A 14,961-nucleotide genomic window follows, 5' to 3' on the forward strand; every position below is an offset into this window, starting at 1 on the left:
GACCTGGACAATCTGTTCGGCGCCATCGACACCCTGCGCATCCCGCTCGAATACCTCGCGGAGATCTTCACGGCCGGTGACGTGGGCCCGGTGCGGGCCTCGCTCGAGAAGCTGGCGGCGATGCGGGCGCACATGCGGGCCATCAACCTCGGGGAGCGGCCGGACAGTTCGGTGGCCGAAGCCGTGGGCATGTCGGGCCAGGAGATCGAGGAGATGTACCGCCTCCTCGCCATCGCCAAGTACGAGGACCGCTACGTCATCCCGACCGCCGCGGTCGGCGACGCGCAGCGCCTGGAGGAGTCGGCGGTGCCCGACTCGTGCAGCCTCGACCACGCGGACGGTCCGGGGATGGGCGGAGACGGGCCCTTCGGCCAGGACTCGGGGCGCAAGCAGCTGCCGCTCGTGACCATCGAGAGCTTCCACGCCATGCGGGAACGGCAGACCTCCGACGAGCAGCCGTCCGCGACCGAGACCGCCGCCGAGAGGGACACCCTGTGAGCGACAACGCCGTGCTCTATCAGGCAGCCGCGCACTGCCTGTCCTATCCGGACGGGGACTTCCGCGAACTGCTCCCCCAACTACGGGCGGCAGCACCGCAGATGGATAGCTTCCTGGCACACGCGGCGGCAACGGAACCCTCCGAACTCGCCGCGCACTACGTCCAGGTCTTCGACTTCAAGAACCGCCACAGCCTCTACCTCAGCTGGTGGCGCGACGGCGACACCCGGCGGCGCGGGATGACCCTGGTCCGCTTCAAGGAGGTCTACCGGCAGCACGGCATGGAGTTCACGGGCGAAGAGCTGCCGGACTTCCTGCCCGCGGTCCTTGAGTTCTCCGCGCACGCGGGCCCCGTACTCCTCCAGGAGCACCGGCCGGGCCTCGAACTGCTGCGGCTCGCCCTCACCGATTTCGGCACTCCCTACGCGTCCGTCCTCCAGGCGGTGTGCGCGACACTGCCGGGGCCCTCGCCCAAGGACCGGGCCGAGGCGCAGGCCCTTGCCCGGTCGGGACCGCCACGGGAGGACGTCGGTCTCGAACCCTTCGCACTGATCGGGGAGCACTGATGAGAACGCTGCTGTGGGGCGTCATCCCGTACGTGGTCGTCGTGCTCCTGGCGGCGGGCCTCGCCTGGCGCTACCGCTACGACAAGTTCGGCTGGACGACGCGCTCCTCGCAGGTCTACGAGTCGAAACTCCTGAACATCGCGTCACCGATGTTCCACTACGGCATCCTGTTCGTCCTCGTCGGGCATCTGGTGGGCCTCTTCGTCCCGGAGTCGTGGACGGAGAAGGTGGGCGTGAAGGAGCACACCTACCACCTGTTCTCGCTGTACGGCGGCACGGCGGCGGGCATCCTGCTTGTGCTCGGCATCGTGCTGCTGCTCTACCGCAGGCGCACGAACGCGCCGGTGTTCCGGGCGACGACCGCGAACGACAAGCTGATGTACCTGGTGCTGTTCGCGGCGATCGTGCTCGGCATGGTCGCCAAGCTGACGCACGCGTCGGGCGACGGCTACAACTACCGGGAATCCATCGCCCCTTGGGCGCGCAGCCTGTTCACCCTCCAGCCGGACACGGACATGATGGCGGGGGTCCCGGTCATGTACCAGATCCACGCGGTGGTGGGCATGGCGCTCTTCGCCCTGATCCCGTTCACGCGGCTCGTGCACATGTTCAGCGCGCCGGTGCAATACCTGTTCAGGCCGTACGTGGTCTACCGCAGCCGGGATCCGCGGCGGGTGGGAGCGCGTCCGGAGCGGCGGGGGTGGGAGAAGACGGGGTCTTGACCTCTCACCCCTGCCACCGGGCGGGGGCTAGCCCTCGGTGCCTTTCTCCTTCCCCTCCCCCGGCTTCTCGTCGTCCACGATCTCGGCGTCGACCACGCCCTCCTCGGGAGGGGATTCCGGAGCGCCCTGGGCGCTCTCGCCCGCCGACGCGTACATGGCCTGGCCCATGCGCTGGCTGACCGTGGCCAGCTTCTCCGCGCCCACGCGCAGCGCCGCCGTGTCGTCGGCCTTGTCCTTCAGGAGGGTCTTCAGCTCCGTGGCCGCCGCCTCCACCTCGGTTTTGGTCTCTGCGGGGATCCGCTCCTCATTCTCCCGCATGAACCGCTCGGTCTGGTAGACGAGTTGCTCCGCCTGGTTGCGGGTCTCCGCGGCCTCGCGCCGCTTGCGGTCCTCCTCCGCGTGCTCCTCGGCCTCCCGCACCATGCGGTTGATGTCGTCCTTGGGCAGCGCGGAGCCGCCCGTCACCGTCATGCGCTGCTCGCGCCCCGTCGCCTCGTCCTTCGCCGAGACGTGCATGATTCCGTTGGCGTCGATGTCGAAGGTGACCTCGATCTTGGGTACGCCGCGCGGCGCCGGAGGCAGCCCGGTCAGGTCGAAGACGCCGAGCTTCTTGTTGTACGCGGCGATCTCCCGCTCCCCCTGGAAGACCTGGATGCCGACCGAGGGCTGGTTGTCCTCCGCGGTCGAGAACGTCTCCGAACGCCGGGTGGGAATGGTCGTGTTGCGCTCGATGAGCGTGGTCATGATGCCGCCCTTGGTCTCGATGCCCAGGGACAGCGGCGTCACGTCCAGGAGCAGGACGTCCTTCACGTCGCCCCTGATCACGCCGGCCTGGAGCGCCGCGCCGAGCGCCACCACCTCGTCCGGGTTGACCCCCTTGTGCGGCTCGCTCCCGGTCAGCTCCTTGACCAGTTCCGTCACCGCGGGCATCCGCGTCGAACCGCCCACCAGGATCACGTGGTCGACGGCCGACAGCTTCACGCCCGCATCCTTGACCGCCTGGTGGAAGGGCACCCGGCAGCGCTCGAGCAAGTCCGCGGTCAGCTCCTGGAACTGAGCGCGGGTCAGCTTCTCCGCCAGATGCAGCGGGCCTTCCGCCGACGCCGTCACGTACGGCAGGTTGATGTCCGTCTCGCTCGACGACGACAGCTCGATCTTCGCCTTCTCCGCGCCCTCCCGCAGCCGTTGCAGCGCCATCTTGTCCTTGGCGAGGTCCACTCCGTGCGCGTTCTTGAACTGCCGGACCAGGTACTCGACGATCCGCTGGTCCCAGTCGTCGCCGCCCAGTTGCGTGTCGCCGTTGGTGGCCTTGACCTCGATGACGCCGTCGCCCATCTCCAGGAGCGAGACGTCGAACGTGCCGCCGCCCAGGTCGAAGACGAGGACCGTCTGGTCGTCGCCCTTGTCGAGGCCGTACGCGAGGGCGGCGGCCGTCGGTTCGTTGATGATGCGCAGCACCTTCAGGCCGGCGATCTCGCCGGCCTCCTTGGTGGCCTGGCGCTGGGTGTCGTCGAAGTACGCGGGGACGGTGACGACCGCGTCCGTGACGTCCTCGCCCAGATAGGACTCGGCGTCCCGCTTGAGCTTCTGCAGGACGCGGGCGGAGAGCTCCTGGGCGGTGTAGCGCGTGCCGTCCACCGAACCGTCGTCGGGGAAGCGCCAACTCCCGTCGCCCATATGCCGCTTGACGGAGCGTGCGGTGCGCTCCACATTGGTGACCGCCTGCCGCTTGGCGACCTCTCCGACCAGGACGTCGCCGTTCTTCGCGAAGGCGATGACCGAGGGCGTGGTGCGTGCTCCCTCGGCGTTCGCGACGACCGTGGGATCACCGCCCTCCAGGACGGCCACCACCGAGTTCGTCGTACCGAGGTCGATCCCGACTGCACGTGCCATGTCCAGTCTCCTTCCACCGCGAGCCCGTTTCCCGGCGTACTCCGCCCTCCATCACAAAACTTGAGCGGCTTGTTGTCAATGCCGCATATGACGGTGCCGCCGCCCCGGCAGGGACGGCGGCACGGTCCGGACGGTGGCCGGACTGCGTCAGGCGAGCTTCGCCGTCAGCGTGATCGTCGTGCCCGTCAGCGCCTGGCTCACGGGGCAGTTCTTCTTGGCGTCCTCGGCGGCCGCGGTGAAGGCGGCCTCGTCCAGACCCGGCACGGTGCCCTCGACGGTGAGGTGGATGCCGGTGATGCCGGTGCCGGGCTGGAAGGTCACGTCGGCGGAGGTGGTCAGCCGGGTGGGCGGGGTGCCCGCGCCCGTCAGACCGTGCGACAGCGCCATGGAGAAGCAGCTGGAGTGCGCGGCGGCGATCAGCTCTTCCGGGCTGGTCTTGCCGTTGGCCTCCTCGGCGCGGGAGGGCCAGGAGACGGCCTGCTCGCCGATGCCGGACGAGTCGAAGGCGACGGTGCCCGAGCCCTCCGTCAGAGAGCCTTCCCAGACCGTGTGCGCGGAGCGCGTGGTAGCCACGATGCAGATCCCTTCAGTGCGGTTCCGTGATGCGTTGCGGAACTTCCGTGCGCCCATCCGATCACACCCCGGGTCGGCGCACGCCGCAGACCTGCCCACGGGTGGCGGTTACTGATGCGTCAGAGGCGCGGCGGAAGTCCCGGTGCGCAGTAGCTATGGCCTGAATGGCAACTGGGCAAGGCAGTCGCGCGGTGACACTTTGAGGCCCCCTCGCACGGACGAGGAGATCACTCAGGGGGTTTGGCCATGCGCATGAACTACTCGGACCGCGGTCCGTCCCCGCTGGAAGGGGCGAAGCCGGGGGCCGCCGCCACCCGCGACTCGACGTTCGGCTGGTGGGGCGCCTTCAGCATCCAGAAGTTCGTCAACCAGAACACTCTCTTCCACACGCACGCCGACGCCACCGGGTGGCTGGCGTACCTCCAGCAGTTCTACGACCGCAACTTCTGGTTCGCGGACGGCGGGGCTCAGGTCTGGGCGTACGAGGAGACGTACGACAACTGGCAGGACCGCTACGGCATGGACGCGGTGGTCGCGGTGTACCACTCGGGCCACGGCGGCATGGACAACAACGGGGTCTTCTTCGCGCCGCTCGGCGCGGTCTGGGACGGCCGCAGCGACGCGGTCTCCAACCGGATGGCGCTGGGCAACGAGAAGGTGAACTACGTCTTCTGGTCCACCTGCACCTCGCTGCGGGTCCTCGGCGGGCACTCCCCGATCCGCACCTGGGCGGGGCCCAACATCGGCTTCCGCATGATCTTCGGGTTCGAGACAGTCAGCATCGACAGCCCGGACTACGGAAGGAAGTTCTGGGAGAAGTGGCGGGCCGGGCAGACGTTCACCGACGCCTGGCTGAACGCGAGCTGGGACATCTACAAGGGCCAGGCGCCCTCGGTCTGCGCGGTCGGCGCCAACCAGGCGGAGGCCACGGCCCGCCTCAACGCCGAGCGCACCCTCTACCGCGAGCACGTGCCGGACAACTGGTACGCGTGGCGCTGGTACAACGCGCGCGAAAGCCTCAGGGAGCCGCGGACGCAGGCGCCGGCCAGCCCGCAGATCGTGCAGCTAGCCCCGCGCGATCCGGCCGAGGAGCTCACCAGGCTGGGCCGCATCGCCGACTTCCCGTCCGCGGCGCTGCAAGAGGTGCAGGTCGAGCGGCAGGGCGTGCTCAGTGCCGCGTCCGGTGACCGGACCATCTCCACGGCGCCGCACGCCGTACGATGGGTCAAGCTCGCCGAGGCCAACCACCGCAACCTGCGCCAACTGCCCACGGACCGGGCGGTCGAGGCGGCGCGCGTGTTCGCCGAGCAGCACGCCGACGGCGCCGAGCTCGTCGTGGACAGCGTGCACGACCTGATGCAGAACTCCGGGGCGAAGGACGGCTCGGAGCTCGGGCAGCCGGTGTCCCTGGAGACCCATGTGACGTTCCGGCAGGTCTTCGACGGCGTCCCGGTCATCACGCCGGACCGCGGTCTCATCCGGGTCGTCCTGGACAACGACGCGACGGTCGTCCAGGCGCAGATCTCCACCCGCGAGGCCACCGGCACGACGCGCGAGCCGAGCACCGACATCGCGCCGCCTCCCGTGGGCGGCAAGGCCGCGGCACCAGCGGCGCCGCGGGCCCGCGACCCGCGCGAGGCCCTCGCGGCGGCCCAGCGGCAGCTGCTCGCCGAACTCGCCGCCGTGACGGCCGGCGAGAGCGGCGGCCAGGGCGCGAAGGGTGCGAAGGCGCAGCAGGAGCCACAGGTCAGGGACGTGCCGGGGACGTTCGACGTCGGCTATGAGATCGAGGGCAACGAGGCCTATCCGGCGGCCCGCAAGCTGATCGAGATCGGCCCGCCCGACGGCATGTTCACCACCCGCCGCTGGGTGGTCGCACCGCTGGCCAGGTAGTCAGGAACCCCGCCCGGCAGTCCGGAACCACGGGGAACCCCGAACCGACGGGGGTCGGGGAATCAGTGGGTGGCGGTCCGCTCCTTGCGGGCCGCCATCCACGCGTAGACGAGCACGCCCGCGAAGAGGAACAGGACGCCCTGGTAGACGGCCGCGTAACCGGACCCGGCGACGAGCCACATGGAGAACCCGCACGCGATGCCCGCGAGGATGCCGTCCCGCACGAGCCGGGCGCGGTCGACGCGCTCGCCCTGCCCGGAGACCAGGAAGTAGACCTGCGCGGCGGTGGCCAGGAGGTAGGGCACGGTCGCGGTGAACGTGGTGATCAGGACGAGGGACTCGAAGACGCCGCTCGATCCCGCCGTGTAGTTGTAGACGGTCAGGAGCGAGGCCAGGACGACGGTGACCAGGACGCCCACGGTCGGCACGCCGCGCTTCTTCTTGCCGAAGGCCGCGGGGAAGAGCCCGTCCCTGGCGGCGGCGTACGGCGTCTGGGCGCTCAGGAGGGTCCAGCCGTTGAGGGCGCCGAGGATGGAGACGACCGCCGCGAGCGCCACCGCCGTACCGCCCCAGGAGCCGCCGAACATGACGTTGACGGCGTCCGAGAACGGCGCGGTGGAGTTCACGAGCTTGTCGTGGGCGACGGTGCCGAACACGGCGACGGTGCCGAGCAGGTAGACGAGGGCGGCACCGAGGGTGCCGAGGATGGTGGCGCGCCCGACGTTGCGCCGCGGGTCGCGCACCTCACCGGCGCTGACCGCGGCCGATTCCACGCCCAGGTAGGAGAAGAGCAGGATCGCGGCGGAGGCGGAGATCGCGCCGGCCGGGCTGTCGCCGGTCGCCCGGAAGGGGCCGAGGTTGGCGCTGTCGAAGAAGAACAGACCGCCGAAGGCGACCAGGAGCAGCGGCAGGAACTTCAGGACGGTGGCGACGACCTGGACCGCGCCGACGTACCGGGTGCCCGCGAAGTTCGCCAGGGCGGGTAGCAGTTGCAGGACCAGGGCGGCCAGGCAGGCGGTCCACTTGTGGTCGTTGACCGGTATCAGGACGTCCAGATAGCCGACCGCGGCGACGGCGAGCGCGGCGTTCGACACCCAGGCCGTGGCCCAGTAGGACCAGGCGGCGAGGAATCCGGCGAAGTCGCCGAACGCGGCGCGCGCGTAGACGTAGGGGCCGCCGGTGCGCGGATCGCGCTGGGCGAGCCGCCCGAAGACCAGGGCGAGGGCGATGGCGCCCGCGGTCAGGACGCCGAACGCGACGAGGCTGATGGTGCCGAAGGGGGCGACGGAGGCCGGGAGCAGGAAGATGCCGCCGCCGATGATGTTGCCCATGACGAGGCAGGTGGCGATGGGGAGGCCGAAGCGACGGGCGTGCCTGCTGTGCTGTTCCGCGGACTGGTCCGTGGACTGACCCACGGGCTGGTCCGCGTGCTGCGCTGTCCGCTGTTCTTCCTGGTCGGGGGCCGGAGCCGACTGGGTCACGGTTCCGGTGTCGTGCATGGGGTGGTGCCTCTCATCGTGCCGGACGCCCGGGATCGCCGGGGCGTCAGACATCGTCGGGCACGGCCCGAACCCCGCAAAATCAGCGTGTTTTGTCCTGCACGGCAGGGTCGGGGGCCGCAAAAGCTGTGCTGCCGGCGTCCTCCTGCCGGGGATCCTCCGCACCCCCGGCACCCCCTCCCACCAGCGGAACCTCCGGCCCCTGGTACTCGCCGAGCCACCGCCGCAGCACCTCGTGGACGCGCTCGGCGCCGACGAGCTCCTGCCCCTCGTCGACCGGTGCTGACAGCACGAGGGGCGACAGGAGGAAGGGGTGGCCCTGGGCACCGCCGAGCCCGCCGTGCGAGCCGATCTGCTCCTCGAAGGCGAGGACTTCGCCGTCCTGCGGGTCGTACCAGGAGTTGACCATGATGTCGGCGACGTGCGGGAAGCCGTCGGTGCGGCGCACGGCTTCGGCGGCGCCGGGCCCGAAATCGGCCAGCGGCCCGGGGTCGCCGGGCTCCTCGTCGAGGTACACCTCGCTGCCGCGCGCGCCCAGGACGACGGGGCCCCGGTCCTCACCGCGTACGAGGAGGAAGCCGACGCCGGGATGGTTGGCGAGGGTGGGCAGGAGCGCCGGGTGGCGCAGGTCGATCTCCTCGCGGGTCATGCGGTGCGGGACGTCGGGGAAGGAGACGAGGCCGAGGTTGCCGGAGGCGAGCACGACGGGCTCCGCCTCGCCTGCGGGGCGGTCCTTGCCCGCGCCCTCCTCGACGGGGCGGCGCAGCGCGGCGCGCACCGCCGAGCGGGCCTCGGCGCCGCTGTGCGTGCGCCGTGCCTTGCGCGGCACGGGCAGGCCGCAGCCCGCCCTGACGAGGTCGCCGAGGGTGAGGCCGTAGCGGGCGCGGAAGGTCTCTCCGGGGCTCTGGCCGTGGTCGGAGAGGACCACGATGCGGTAGGCGCGGGGGGCGTGTTCGGCGACCTTCGCGATCAGCGCGAGGGACCGGTCGAGGCGCTGGAGGACCTTGTCGACGTCGCTGCCGCTGGGCCCGGAGTGGTGGGCCACCTCGTCGTACGCCACGAGGTCGGCGTAGACGGCGCTGCGTCCGACGAGCATGTCCCCGATCACCGCGGCGACGACGACGTCGCGCTCGACGACCGTCGCGAAGGCGCGGATGAAGGGGTAGAGCCCGCCGCGGCCGATGCGCGGGCGCCGCTTCCTGATCCGGGCGCGGGTCGACTCGCCCATCTCGCGGCCGACCTCGGCGACGAAGGAAAGGGCGGTGCGGACGGCGTTGGCGGGATCGGAGAAGTAGGCGAAGTACCCGGCGCGGGAGCGGTTCTCCTTGCCGCGGCGCGCGGCCATGGAGAGCACGAGGGCGAGCTGCTCGGCGCCGCCGCTGAAGAGGTTGCCGCGGCTCGCGCCGTCGAGGGTGAGCAGGCCGCCGTCGCCGGTGCGTTCGATGGCGCGGCGCTGGAGTTCCACGGCGGACGCGGGCCGATTGGAGACCATGACCTCGCCGGTGTCCTTCTCGTACCAGCGGAAGGCGGGGACGTCGTGGTTCGAGCCGTGCAGGATGCCGAGCTGGCTCGCTCCGGTCTGGCTCGACCAGTCGGTGCGCCAGGGCGTGAGGCGGTGGCTGGGTTCGCCGCCCCGGCCGAGCCAGCCCGCGATGGTCGGCATCAGGCCGTTGTCCGCGGCGGCGCGCAGGACGTCGTGGCCGACGCCGTCGAGCTGGATGAAGACGGTGCCGGGCGGTACGGGGCCGCTCTGCCCCTCGGTGAGGCGGCGTCGTCTGCGGTCGGCGAGGCGGTAGAGACGGCGGCGGTAGGCGTCGTCGTCACGGACGGCGAGGAAACCTCCGGTGGCCGACGCGACGGCGGACATGACCGCGGCGACGACGACGGCGGTCTCCGGGTTGGCGTCGCCGCGCCCGTCGGGGATGAGCCGGAGGGCGAGCAGCAGCAGCGAGCCGTTGAGGGCGAAGGCGAGCAGGCCGAGGACCAGGGCGGGCACCAGCAGCAGGGCCCGTACGAGCAGGGGCCACACCAGCGAGGAGAGCAGGCCGAAGGCGCCGGCTCCGAGGGCGGCCGTGATGGCGATGCGGGTCGCGCTGTCGCCGTTGTCGGACTGCAACTGGAAGTCGGGCAGGATCCCGGCGAGCACGAGCATGGTGAGCGTGCTGACCAGCCATACGGCGACGGAGCGCCACACCACGCTGCCGATCGCCCGCCATCGCTCTCGCCCCACGCCGCGTCGCCTCACGTTTCATGACAGATCCGGACACCAGCGTGTCACAGGGTGAACGGCCGGGCGGCGCCAGGTCAGCGACCGTCGTACCCCGCGGTCGGCATGGAGAGCCGCCGGTGGACACAGGCCTTCATCACCGCGTCGTACGACGGTTCCGCGAGGCCCGCCGTCTCGATCCGCACCCCGCGCCGCCCGCACTCCGCGGTGAACTCCTCCGGCGAGCGCAGCGCGCTGTCGAGGACCCGGCGGCTCGGCACGACGAAGAGGTCCACGAGCCCTTCGTCGACGTCGGCCCAGAGCACGGCATGGTCGGCGGGCAGCCCGCGGACGACGAGTTCACGGGTGACGACGTACCCTCTCTCGGCGGCCCAGCGCGCGCACATCGCGTGCTGGCTGCGGGAGTCCACCAGGAAGGGGTCGGCGTCCAGTTCCTCCAGCGGTGTCAGGCTGGCGATCGCGGCGACCCGCACCACTGTCGCGCTCGCGGCATCTGTCATCGCGTCCCCCTCACCTCTGGTGTCTTCACCACTGGCGTCAGCCGAAGACCCTACTCCTGGCCGTAGGCTCGTAAACAGTCGCGTGAAGGAGGAACCGGAGTGCCGGTGGAGATCACCTGGTGGGGTCATGCCACCTGCACGGTCGAGGACTCGGGTCTGCGAGTGCTCACCGACCCGCTGTTCGCCCGGCGCCTCGCCCATCTGCGCCGGCGCAGAGGCGCGCTACCGCCCGCCGGGGCGGCCGTCGCCGACGCCGTGCTCCTCTCCCATCTGCACGCCGATCATCTGCATCTGCCCTCCCTGGCACGGATCGCGCCCGGCACCCGGGTGCTGCTTCCGCGCGGCTCCCGGCGGCAGGTGCCGGGTCTTGCGCGCAGGCTCGCCCATCTGGATCTCGTCGAGGTCGTGCCGGGGGACGAGGTGCGGGTCGGTGACCTCGCCGTGCGGGTGGTGACGGCCCGGCACGACGGGCGGCGGCTGCCCGTGGGACCGCACGGCACGCCCGCCCTGGGCTTCGTGGTGCGGGGTGAGGCGCGGACGTACTTCGCCGGGGACACCGGGCTCTTCGACTCGATGGCCGACGAGGTCGGCGATGTCGACGTGGCGCTGCTTCCGGTGGGCGGCTGGGGGCCCTATCTCGGCCACGGCCATCTCGACGCGGCACGTGCGGCGGTCGCCCTGGCGAGGCTCGCGCCGAAGAGCGCGGTGCCGGTGCACTACGGGACGTACTGGCCGATCGGCATGGACGCCGTGCGGCCGCACGAGTTCCACACGCCGGGCGAGGAGTTCGTGCGCCAGGCGGCGCGGCTCGCCCCCGAGGTGGCGGTGCATCGCCTGGGACACGGCGAGAGCGTGCGGCCGGAGGTCACCGGGGGAGATTCCCGGTGATCCTCGCCTCGCCCTTCGCGGCCCTCGGCGTGACGCCGGAGTCGACGCAGCAGGCGGTCGGCTATCCGACGTTGTTCCTGCTCATCGTGTTGGGCGCGCTGGTGCCCGTGGTGCCCACCGGCGCGCTCGTCAGCTCGGCAGCCGTGGTGGCCGTGCACCAGACGGCGCCCCTCTCGCTGCTCATGGTGTTCGGCGTTTCGGCGCTCGCCGCCTTCCTCGGGGACATCGCGCTGTACTGGCTCGGCCGGCGCGGCATGCACTCGAAGAACGGCTCGCGCTGGCTCGCGGCGATCCGGGACCGTGCTCCCGAGGACCGTCTCGCGCAGGCGCAGGAGAAGCTCGCGGACCACGGCGTCCTGGTGCTCGTCCTGTCCCGGCTGGTGCCCGCGGGGCGGATTCCGGTGATGCTGGCCTGTCTGATGGCGAAGATGCCGCTGCGCGAGTTCGCCCGCGGGGACGCGCCGGCGTGCCTCGCCTGGGCCCTGACGTACCAGCTGATCGGCATTCTGGGCGGTTCCCTCTTCAAGGAGCCGTGGCAGGGCGTGGTGGTGGCGGTCGCCCTGACGGTACTGATCAGCACGGCGCCCGCGCTGTGGCGCAAGGTCCGGCGGACCGTGTCCTAGGCCGCCGCGCGAAGCCCGCCGAGGGCCGCCCCGAGGGCATGCAACGCCCGCTGCACGTGGGGCAGTTCGAGCGGGTCTTCCGCATCGAGGCAGGCCGTTCGCTCCTGCGGGGTCGAGCCGAGCAGCGGCCAGGTCGACAGGCGTACGCGCAGGGTGCCCGGGTCGTCGCCGAAGCGGTGGCCGCCTGGTGCGGGCATGGCGAGGCGTTCGCCGAGGAAGTTCTCCAGGTCCTGCGAGTCGCCGACGCCGTGCGCCGCCAGGTCCTTGCGGAGCGGGCCGAGGTCCGCGTAGAGGTGGCGGCCCGCCTGCGGGGGCAGGGCGAGCACGCCCGCGGCGAGGACCGCGCGCCGGACCGCGGCGGCCACGTGCGCGTGCAGGCGGGTCGCGCGGGCGAGGCGGTCGGTCACCTCGTCCGGCTCGCCCAGGGCGTACGCCGCCACCGCCCCGACCGGCGCCGCGAGGCTTGCGCCGAGCGCGGTGAGGACGTCCAGGGTGCGGTCCCGCAGTGCGGCGCCGCTGTCGCCCGGCGGGAAGCGGGCGACGGCGGCGGGCCAGCCCGGCGGCAGGAAGGCGCCGCAGAGGTCGGTGAGGACCGTGACCCGGTCGGGAGCCATCTCGGCGGGGCCGATGAGCATGGTGTCGCGCGGGCGGTGCAGGGTGTCGCGCCAGGTCTCGTCGCTGACGATGTGCAGACCCTCGTCCGCGGCGGCCTCCACGGCTTCGTGCAGCACCTCCGGCGGCGGCACGGTGGCGGTCGGGTCGTCGGCGACGGAGAGCACGAGGAGGCGCGGGGTGCCGCCCTCGGCGCGGATGCGGCTCACGGTCTCCAGGAGGGCGTACGGATCGGGCACGCCACCGCATTCGGCGGGCGTCGGCACGTGGTACACCGACCGGCCCAGGAGCCGCACCTGCGGCTCCCACCAGGCGGGGCAGGGCCGCGGGAGCAGGACGTCACCGCCGCCGATCGCGGCGGCCAGGGCGAGCAGCAGGGGTGCGGCTCCGGGCGCGGCGACGACCTGGTCCCGCTCCCCCCACAGGCCCCGCCGGGCCCAGTAGCCGCTCGCGGCGTCCCGGAGGGCGGGGCCGCCGCCGGGCGGTTCGGCGTGGGCGCGGCCCGCGGCACCGGCGAGCACGGCACAGAGCCCCGGCAGAACGGGCAACCCCGGCTCCGGCAGGGGCGGCCCGTACCGCACAGGCCCACGCCCCTCGGTTTCCGTCCGCATGTACCCATCGAAACGCGCCAAGCCACTCCCCGCGCGCGGAAGCCCCCCGCCGGGTGCTCCGGCAGAGACCCGGCACGGTCAGGCTCCGGCCGGGTACCCCCGCCGGAAGGCGGCACGGTCAGGCTCCGGTCGGGCGGTTCCGGCAAGGCGCCGCGTGGTCAGGTCCCGGATGCCAGTTGTGACAGCTCCCGCTCGAGGCCCTTGCCGCGGGTGCGGACCACCGCCGCCGCGACGTCGCCCAGCTTGCGGTTGCTGGTCTGGGAGATGCGGCGCAGCATCGTGAAGGCCTTGTCCGCGTCGCAGGTCAGGGCGTGCATGATGATGCCGCAGGCCTGGTCGACGACGGGGCGGGTGCGCAGGGCCGTGCCGAGGTGGTCCAGTTCGGCCAGGGCCGCGCGGTAGCGGCGGTCGCGGACCAGGCCCGTCGTGGCGAGGTCGCCGAGCGCCCGGGCGGGGCCGTGCCGGACGTCGTCCAGGGCGCCGGGGCGGAAGCTGAACAGGGTCAGGGTGACCGCGAGCCCCGCACGCTGGAAGGGGAGCGTGACGCTGGATCGCACGCCTGAGTCGAGCGCCATGGCGCGGTATTCGGGCCACCGTTCTTCCCGCAGCAGATCACCGGTCTGAACCGGCGCACCCCGCTCCTGAGCGGCCGGAATGGGCCCGTCGCCCGACCGCAGCTGGACGGAGACCAGCCCCGCCAGGTCGGGATGGGTCACCGCCGCGGGGTGCTCGCTGCCGCCTTCGGATACGGTCGTGCCCGCGCCGCAGCACCCGCTGGTGCAGCGCACGGCCTGTTCGGCCAGTTCGGAGAGCCTGCGTCCCGGCATCACCGATTCCGGTCCTGCCAGGTCCGGTTCGGGTACGAGGGCCATGATGGATTCCTCCTCCTTATCACCGCCTTCCCGTGAGGCCCCACGGAAAACGGCCCCAGCGGTTACGTTCGGCACATGGCCAAAACGGAGGAGTTCGGTGAAGACATCGCCGATTTCGTGCGCCGCGTGGCCGAGTTGAAATCGGCCCGTTCCGTGCCGGCGGATGATCTCGGCACGGTCCTCGACGCGGCGATCTTCGAACTCGACCATGTAGCGCACCGGTTGATGCCCCTCTACGAACAACTCGCCGCCGAGGGCCATCTCGGCGGCAGTGTCCCCGACCGGGACGAGCAGCGGCTCCTGCGGGCCATATTCCAGCGTCTGCCCCTGCCCGTCGTCCTGATAGACCGGGAGTCGGTGGTCCGGCGGATGAACTTCGCGGCGACCGGCTTCACGGGCGCCCGCGCCGGCTACGCGACCGGCAGACCCCTGACCGGGTTCCTGCTGCACGCGGACCGGGTCGCGTTCCGCTCGCAGACCGCCGCGGTCGCCCGCGGCGACGGCGACCGCAGCCTCACCGTCCACCTCCAGCGCGAACCGCATCTCCCGGTCCGCGCGACGCTCACCGCGCTGCGGCCGGGCGCGGAGCCGCGCACGGCGGTGCTCGTGGTGTTGCAGCCGGGCGTGCGGCCCCCCGGCGCGCGCGGGGCGCCGCAGGAGACCTTCCGGGCACACGCGCCCGCCCCCGACCTCGGCGAAGCGACCCGGCACGCGGCCCGTCTGGACCTCTCTGACGCCATGACCACCGCCCTGCTCACCGCTCCCGCCGGGGACCGCGCGGCCGTGCTGGAACGCGCCGCCGCCGTCCTGCACCGCCGGTTCGCGGACTGGGTGATCGCCGACGAAGGGGCCGCGCGGCAGCGGCGTACGACCGTCCTGGGGCCCGGGGACGCACCGGTCGGCGACGTCCTCGCACAGGACCCCGCCGCGTGCCCCCTCGTCGCCGAGGCGGCACGCGGCGGAGCGCCCGCGCTCCAGGTCCTG

General features: G+C 72.1%; 13 protein-coding genes and 1 pseudogene. 7 read left to right on the forward strand and 7 right to left on the reverse strand.

Features of this window, described 5'->3' with window-relative positions; all coding sequences use genetic code 11:
• From narY to narI, 3 genes and pseudogenes are all read left to right on the forward strand, one after another.
• Nucleotides 1-498 (forward strand): annotated as a pseudogene (gene narY, locus ACQKIP_RS22340) (nitrate reductase subunit beta); the annotation flags it as partial.
• Nucleotides 495-1,064, forward strand: coding sequence for a nitrate reductase molybdenum cofactor assembly chaperone (gene narJ / locus ACQKIP_RS22345; RefSeq protein WP_365855658.1), 570 nt, complete (start codon nucleotides 495-497; stop codon nucleotides 1,062-1,064). The pseudogene narY and the gene narJ, both read left to right, overlap by 4 nt.
• Nucleotides 1,064-1,786: a respiratory nitrate reductase subunit gamma gene (gene narI / locus ACQKIP_RS22350; protein ID WP_365855660.1), complete on the forward strand. Its 723-nt coding sequence runs from the start codon at nucleotides 1,064-1,066 to the stop codon at nucleotides 1,784-1,786. Before narJ ends, narI begins: the two co-directional genes overlap by 1 nt.
• A gap of 27 nt (nucleotides 1,787-1,813) precedes the next feature.
• Here narI and dnaK read toward each other — a convergent pair whose 3' ends face one another.
• Both dnaK and ACQKIP_RS22360 read right to left on the reverse strand, forming a co-directional pair.
• Complete coding sequence (dnaK, locus tag ACQKIP_RS22355) at nucleotides 1,814-3,679, reverse strand: molecular chaperone DnaK (protein ID WP_365855662.1); 1,866 nt, start codon at nucleotides 3,677-3,679, stop codon at nucleotides 1,814-1,816.
• A gap of 147 nt (nucleotides 3,680-3,826) precedes the next feature.
• Nucleotides 3,827-4,252, reverse strand: coding sequence for an OsmC family peroxiredoxin (locus ACQKIP_RS22360; protein WP_365855664.1), 426 nt, complete (start codon nucleotides 4,250-4,252; stop codon nucleotides 3,827-3,829).
• Nucleotides 4,253-4,498: 246 nt separating this feature from the next.
• Here ACQKIP_RS22360 and ACQKIP_RS22365 point away from each other — a divergent pair, with 246 nt between their 5' ends.
• Nucleotides 4,499-6,145: a DUF6345 domain-containing protein gene (locus ACQKIP_RS22365; protein WP_365855666.1), complete on the forward strand. Its 1,647-nt coding sequence runs from the start codon at nucleotides 4,499-4,501 to the stop codon at nucleotides 6,143-6,145.
• A gap of 62 nt (nucleotides 6,146-6,207) precedes the next feature.
• Here the strand turns inward: ACQKIP_RS22365 and ACQKIP_RS22370 are convergent, their stop codons facing one another.
• The 3 genes from ACQKIP_RS22370 to ACQKIP_RS22380 form a co-directional block, all read right to left on the reverse strand.
• A complete protein-coding gene (locus tag ACQKIP_RS22370) occupies nucleotides 6,208-7,644 on the reverse strand; it encodes an amino acid permease (protein ID WP_365855668.1) in 1,437 nt (478 codons plus the stop codon).
• 82 nt (nucleotides 7,645-7,726) lie between these two features.
• Nucleotides 7,727-9,874: a phage holin family protein gene (locus ACQKIP_RS22375; RefSeq protein ID WP_365855670.1), complete on the reverse strand. Its 2,148-nt coding sequence runs from the start codon at nucleotides 9,872-9,874 to the stop codon at nucleotides 7,727-7,729.
• A gap of 74 nt (nucleotides 9,875-9,948) precedes the next feature.
• Nucleotides 9,949-10,371 (reverse strand): hypothetical protein, encoded by a 423-nt coding sequence (locus ACQKIP_RS22380; RefSeq protein WP_365855672.1) that lies wholly within the window; start codon nucleotides 10,369-10,371, stop codon nucleotides 9,949-9,951.
• Nucleotides 10,372-10,470: 99 nt separating this feature from the next.
• On the opposite strand from ACQKIP_RS22380, the gene ACQKIP_RS22385 reads away from it, so the two are divergent.
• Nucleotides 10,471-11,259 carry an MBL fold metallo-hydrolase gene (locus tag ACQKIP_RS22385; RefSeq protein ID WP_365855674.1) on the forward strand — a complete coding sequence of 263 codons (789 nt, stop codon included), beginning with the start codon at nucleotides 10,471-10,473 and terminating at the stop codon, nucleotides 11,257-11,259.
• Nucleotides 11,256-11,882: a DedA family protein gene (locus tag ACQKIP_RS22390; protein ID WP_427743879.1), complete on the forward strand. Its 627-nt coding sequence runs from the start codon at nucleotides 11,256-11,258 to the stop codon at nucleotides 11,880-11,882. The genes ACQKIP_RS22385 and ACQKIP_RS22390 overlap by 4 nt, the downstream gene beginning before the upstream one ends.
• Here ACQKIP_RS22390 and ACQKIP_RS22395 read toward each other — a convergent pair.
• On the reverse strand, nucleotides 11,879-13,105 hold the full coding sequence (locus tag ACQKIP_RS22395) for an aminotransferase class I/II-fold pyridoxal phosphate-dependent enzyme (RefSeq protein ID WP_365855676.1): 1,227 nt from the start codon (nucleotides 13,103-13,105) through the stop codon (nucleotides 11,879-11,881). The genes ACQKIP_RS22390 and ACQKIP_RS22395 overlap by 4 nt on opposite strands.
• 158 nt (nucleotides 13,106-13,263) lie before the next feature.
• Nucleotides 13,264-13,977, reverse strand: a complete 714-nt coding sequence (locus ACQKIP_RS22400; RefSeq protein ID WP_365855678.1) for an ANTAR domain-containing response regulator — start codon at nucleotides 13,975-13,977, stop codon at nucleotides 13,264-13,266.
• 75 nt (nucleotides 13,978-14,052) lie between these two features.
• Between ACQKIP_RS22400 and ACQKIP_RS22405 the strand changes: the two genes are divergently transcribed.
• Nucleotides 14,053-14,961: PAS domain-containing protein (locus ACQKIP_RS22405; RefSeq protein WP_427743880.1), on the forward strand; the 909-nt coding region annotated here is incomplete at its 3' end.

This window comes from Streptomyces sp. NPDC059900 (genome assembly GCF_050270335.1).
Taxonomy (GTDB): Bacteria; Actinomycetota; Actinomycetes; order Streptomycetales; family Streptomycetaceae; genus Streptomyces.

Coding starts and splice junctions, on each gene's coding strand:
- narI (WP_365855660.1), top strand. CDS start 1,064: ATGAGAACGCTGCTGTGGGGCGTCATCCCGTACGTGGTCGTCGTGCTC.
- dnaK (WP_365855662.1), bottom strand. CDS start 3,679: ATGGCACGTGCAGTCGGGATCGACCTCGGTACGACGAACTCGGTGGTG.
- ACQKIP_RS22365 (WP_365855666.1), top strand. CDS start 4,499: ATGCGCATGAACTACTCGGACCGCGGTCCGTCCCCGCTGGAAGGGGCG.
- ACQKIP_RS22370 (WP_365855668.1), bottom strand. CDS start 7,644: ATGCACGACACCGGAACCGTGACCCAGTCGGCTCCGGCCCCCGACCAG.
- ACQKIP_RS22380 (WP_365855672.1), bottom strand. CDS start 10,371: ATGACAGATGCCGCGAGCGCGACAGTGGTGCGGGTCGCCGCGATCGCC.
- ACQKIP_RS22395 (WP_365855676.1), bottom strand. CDS start 13,105: ATGCGGACGGAAACCGAGGGGCGTGGGCCTGTGCGGTACGGGCCGCCC.
- ACQKIP_RS22400 (WP_365855678.1), bottom strand. CDS start 13,977: ATGGCCCTCGTACCCGAACCGGACCTGGCAGGACCGGAATCGGTGATG.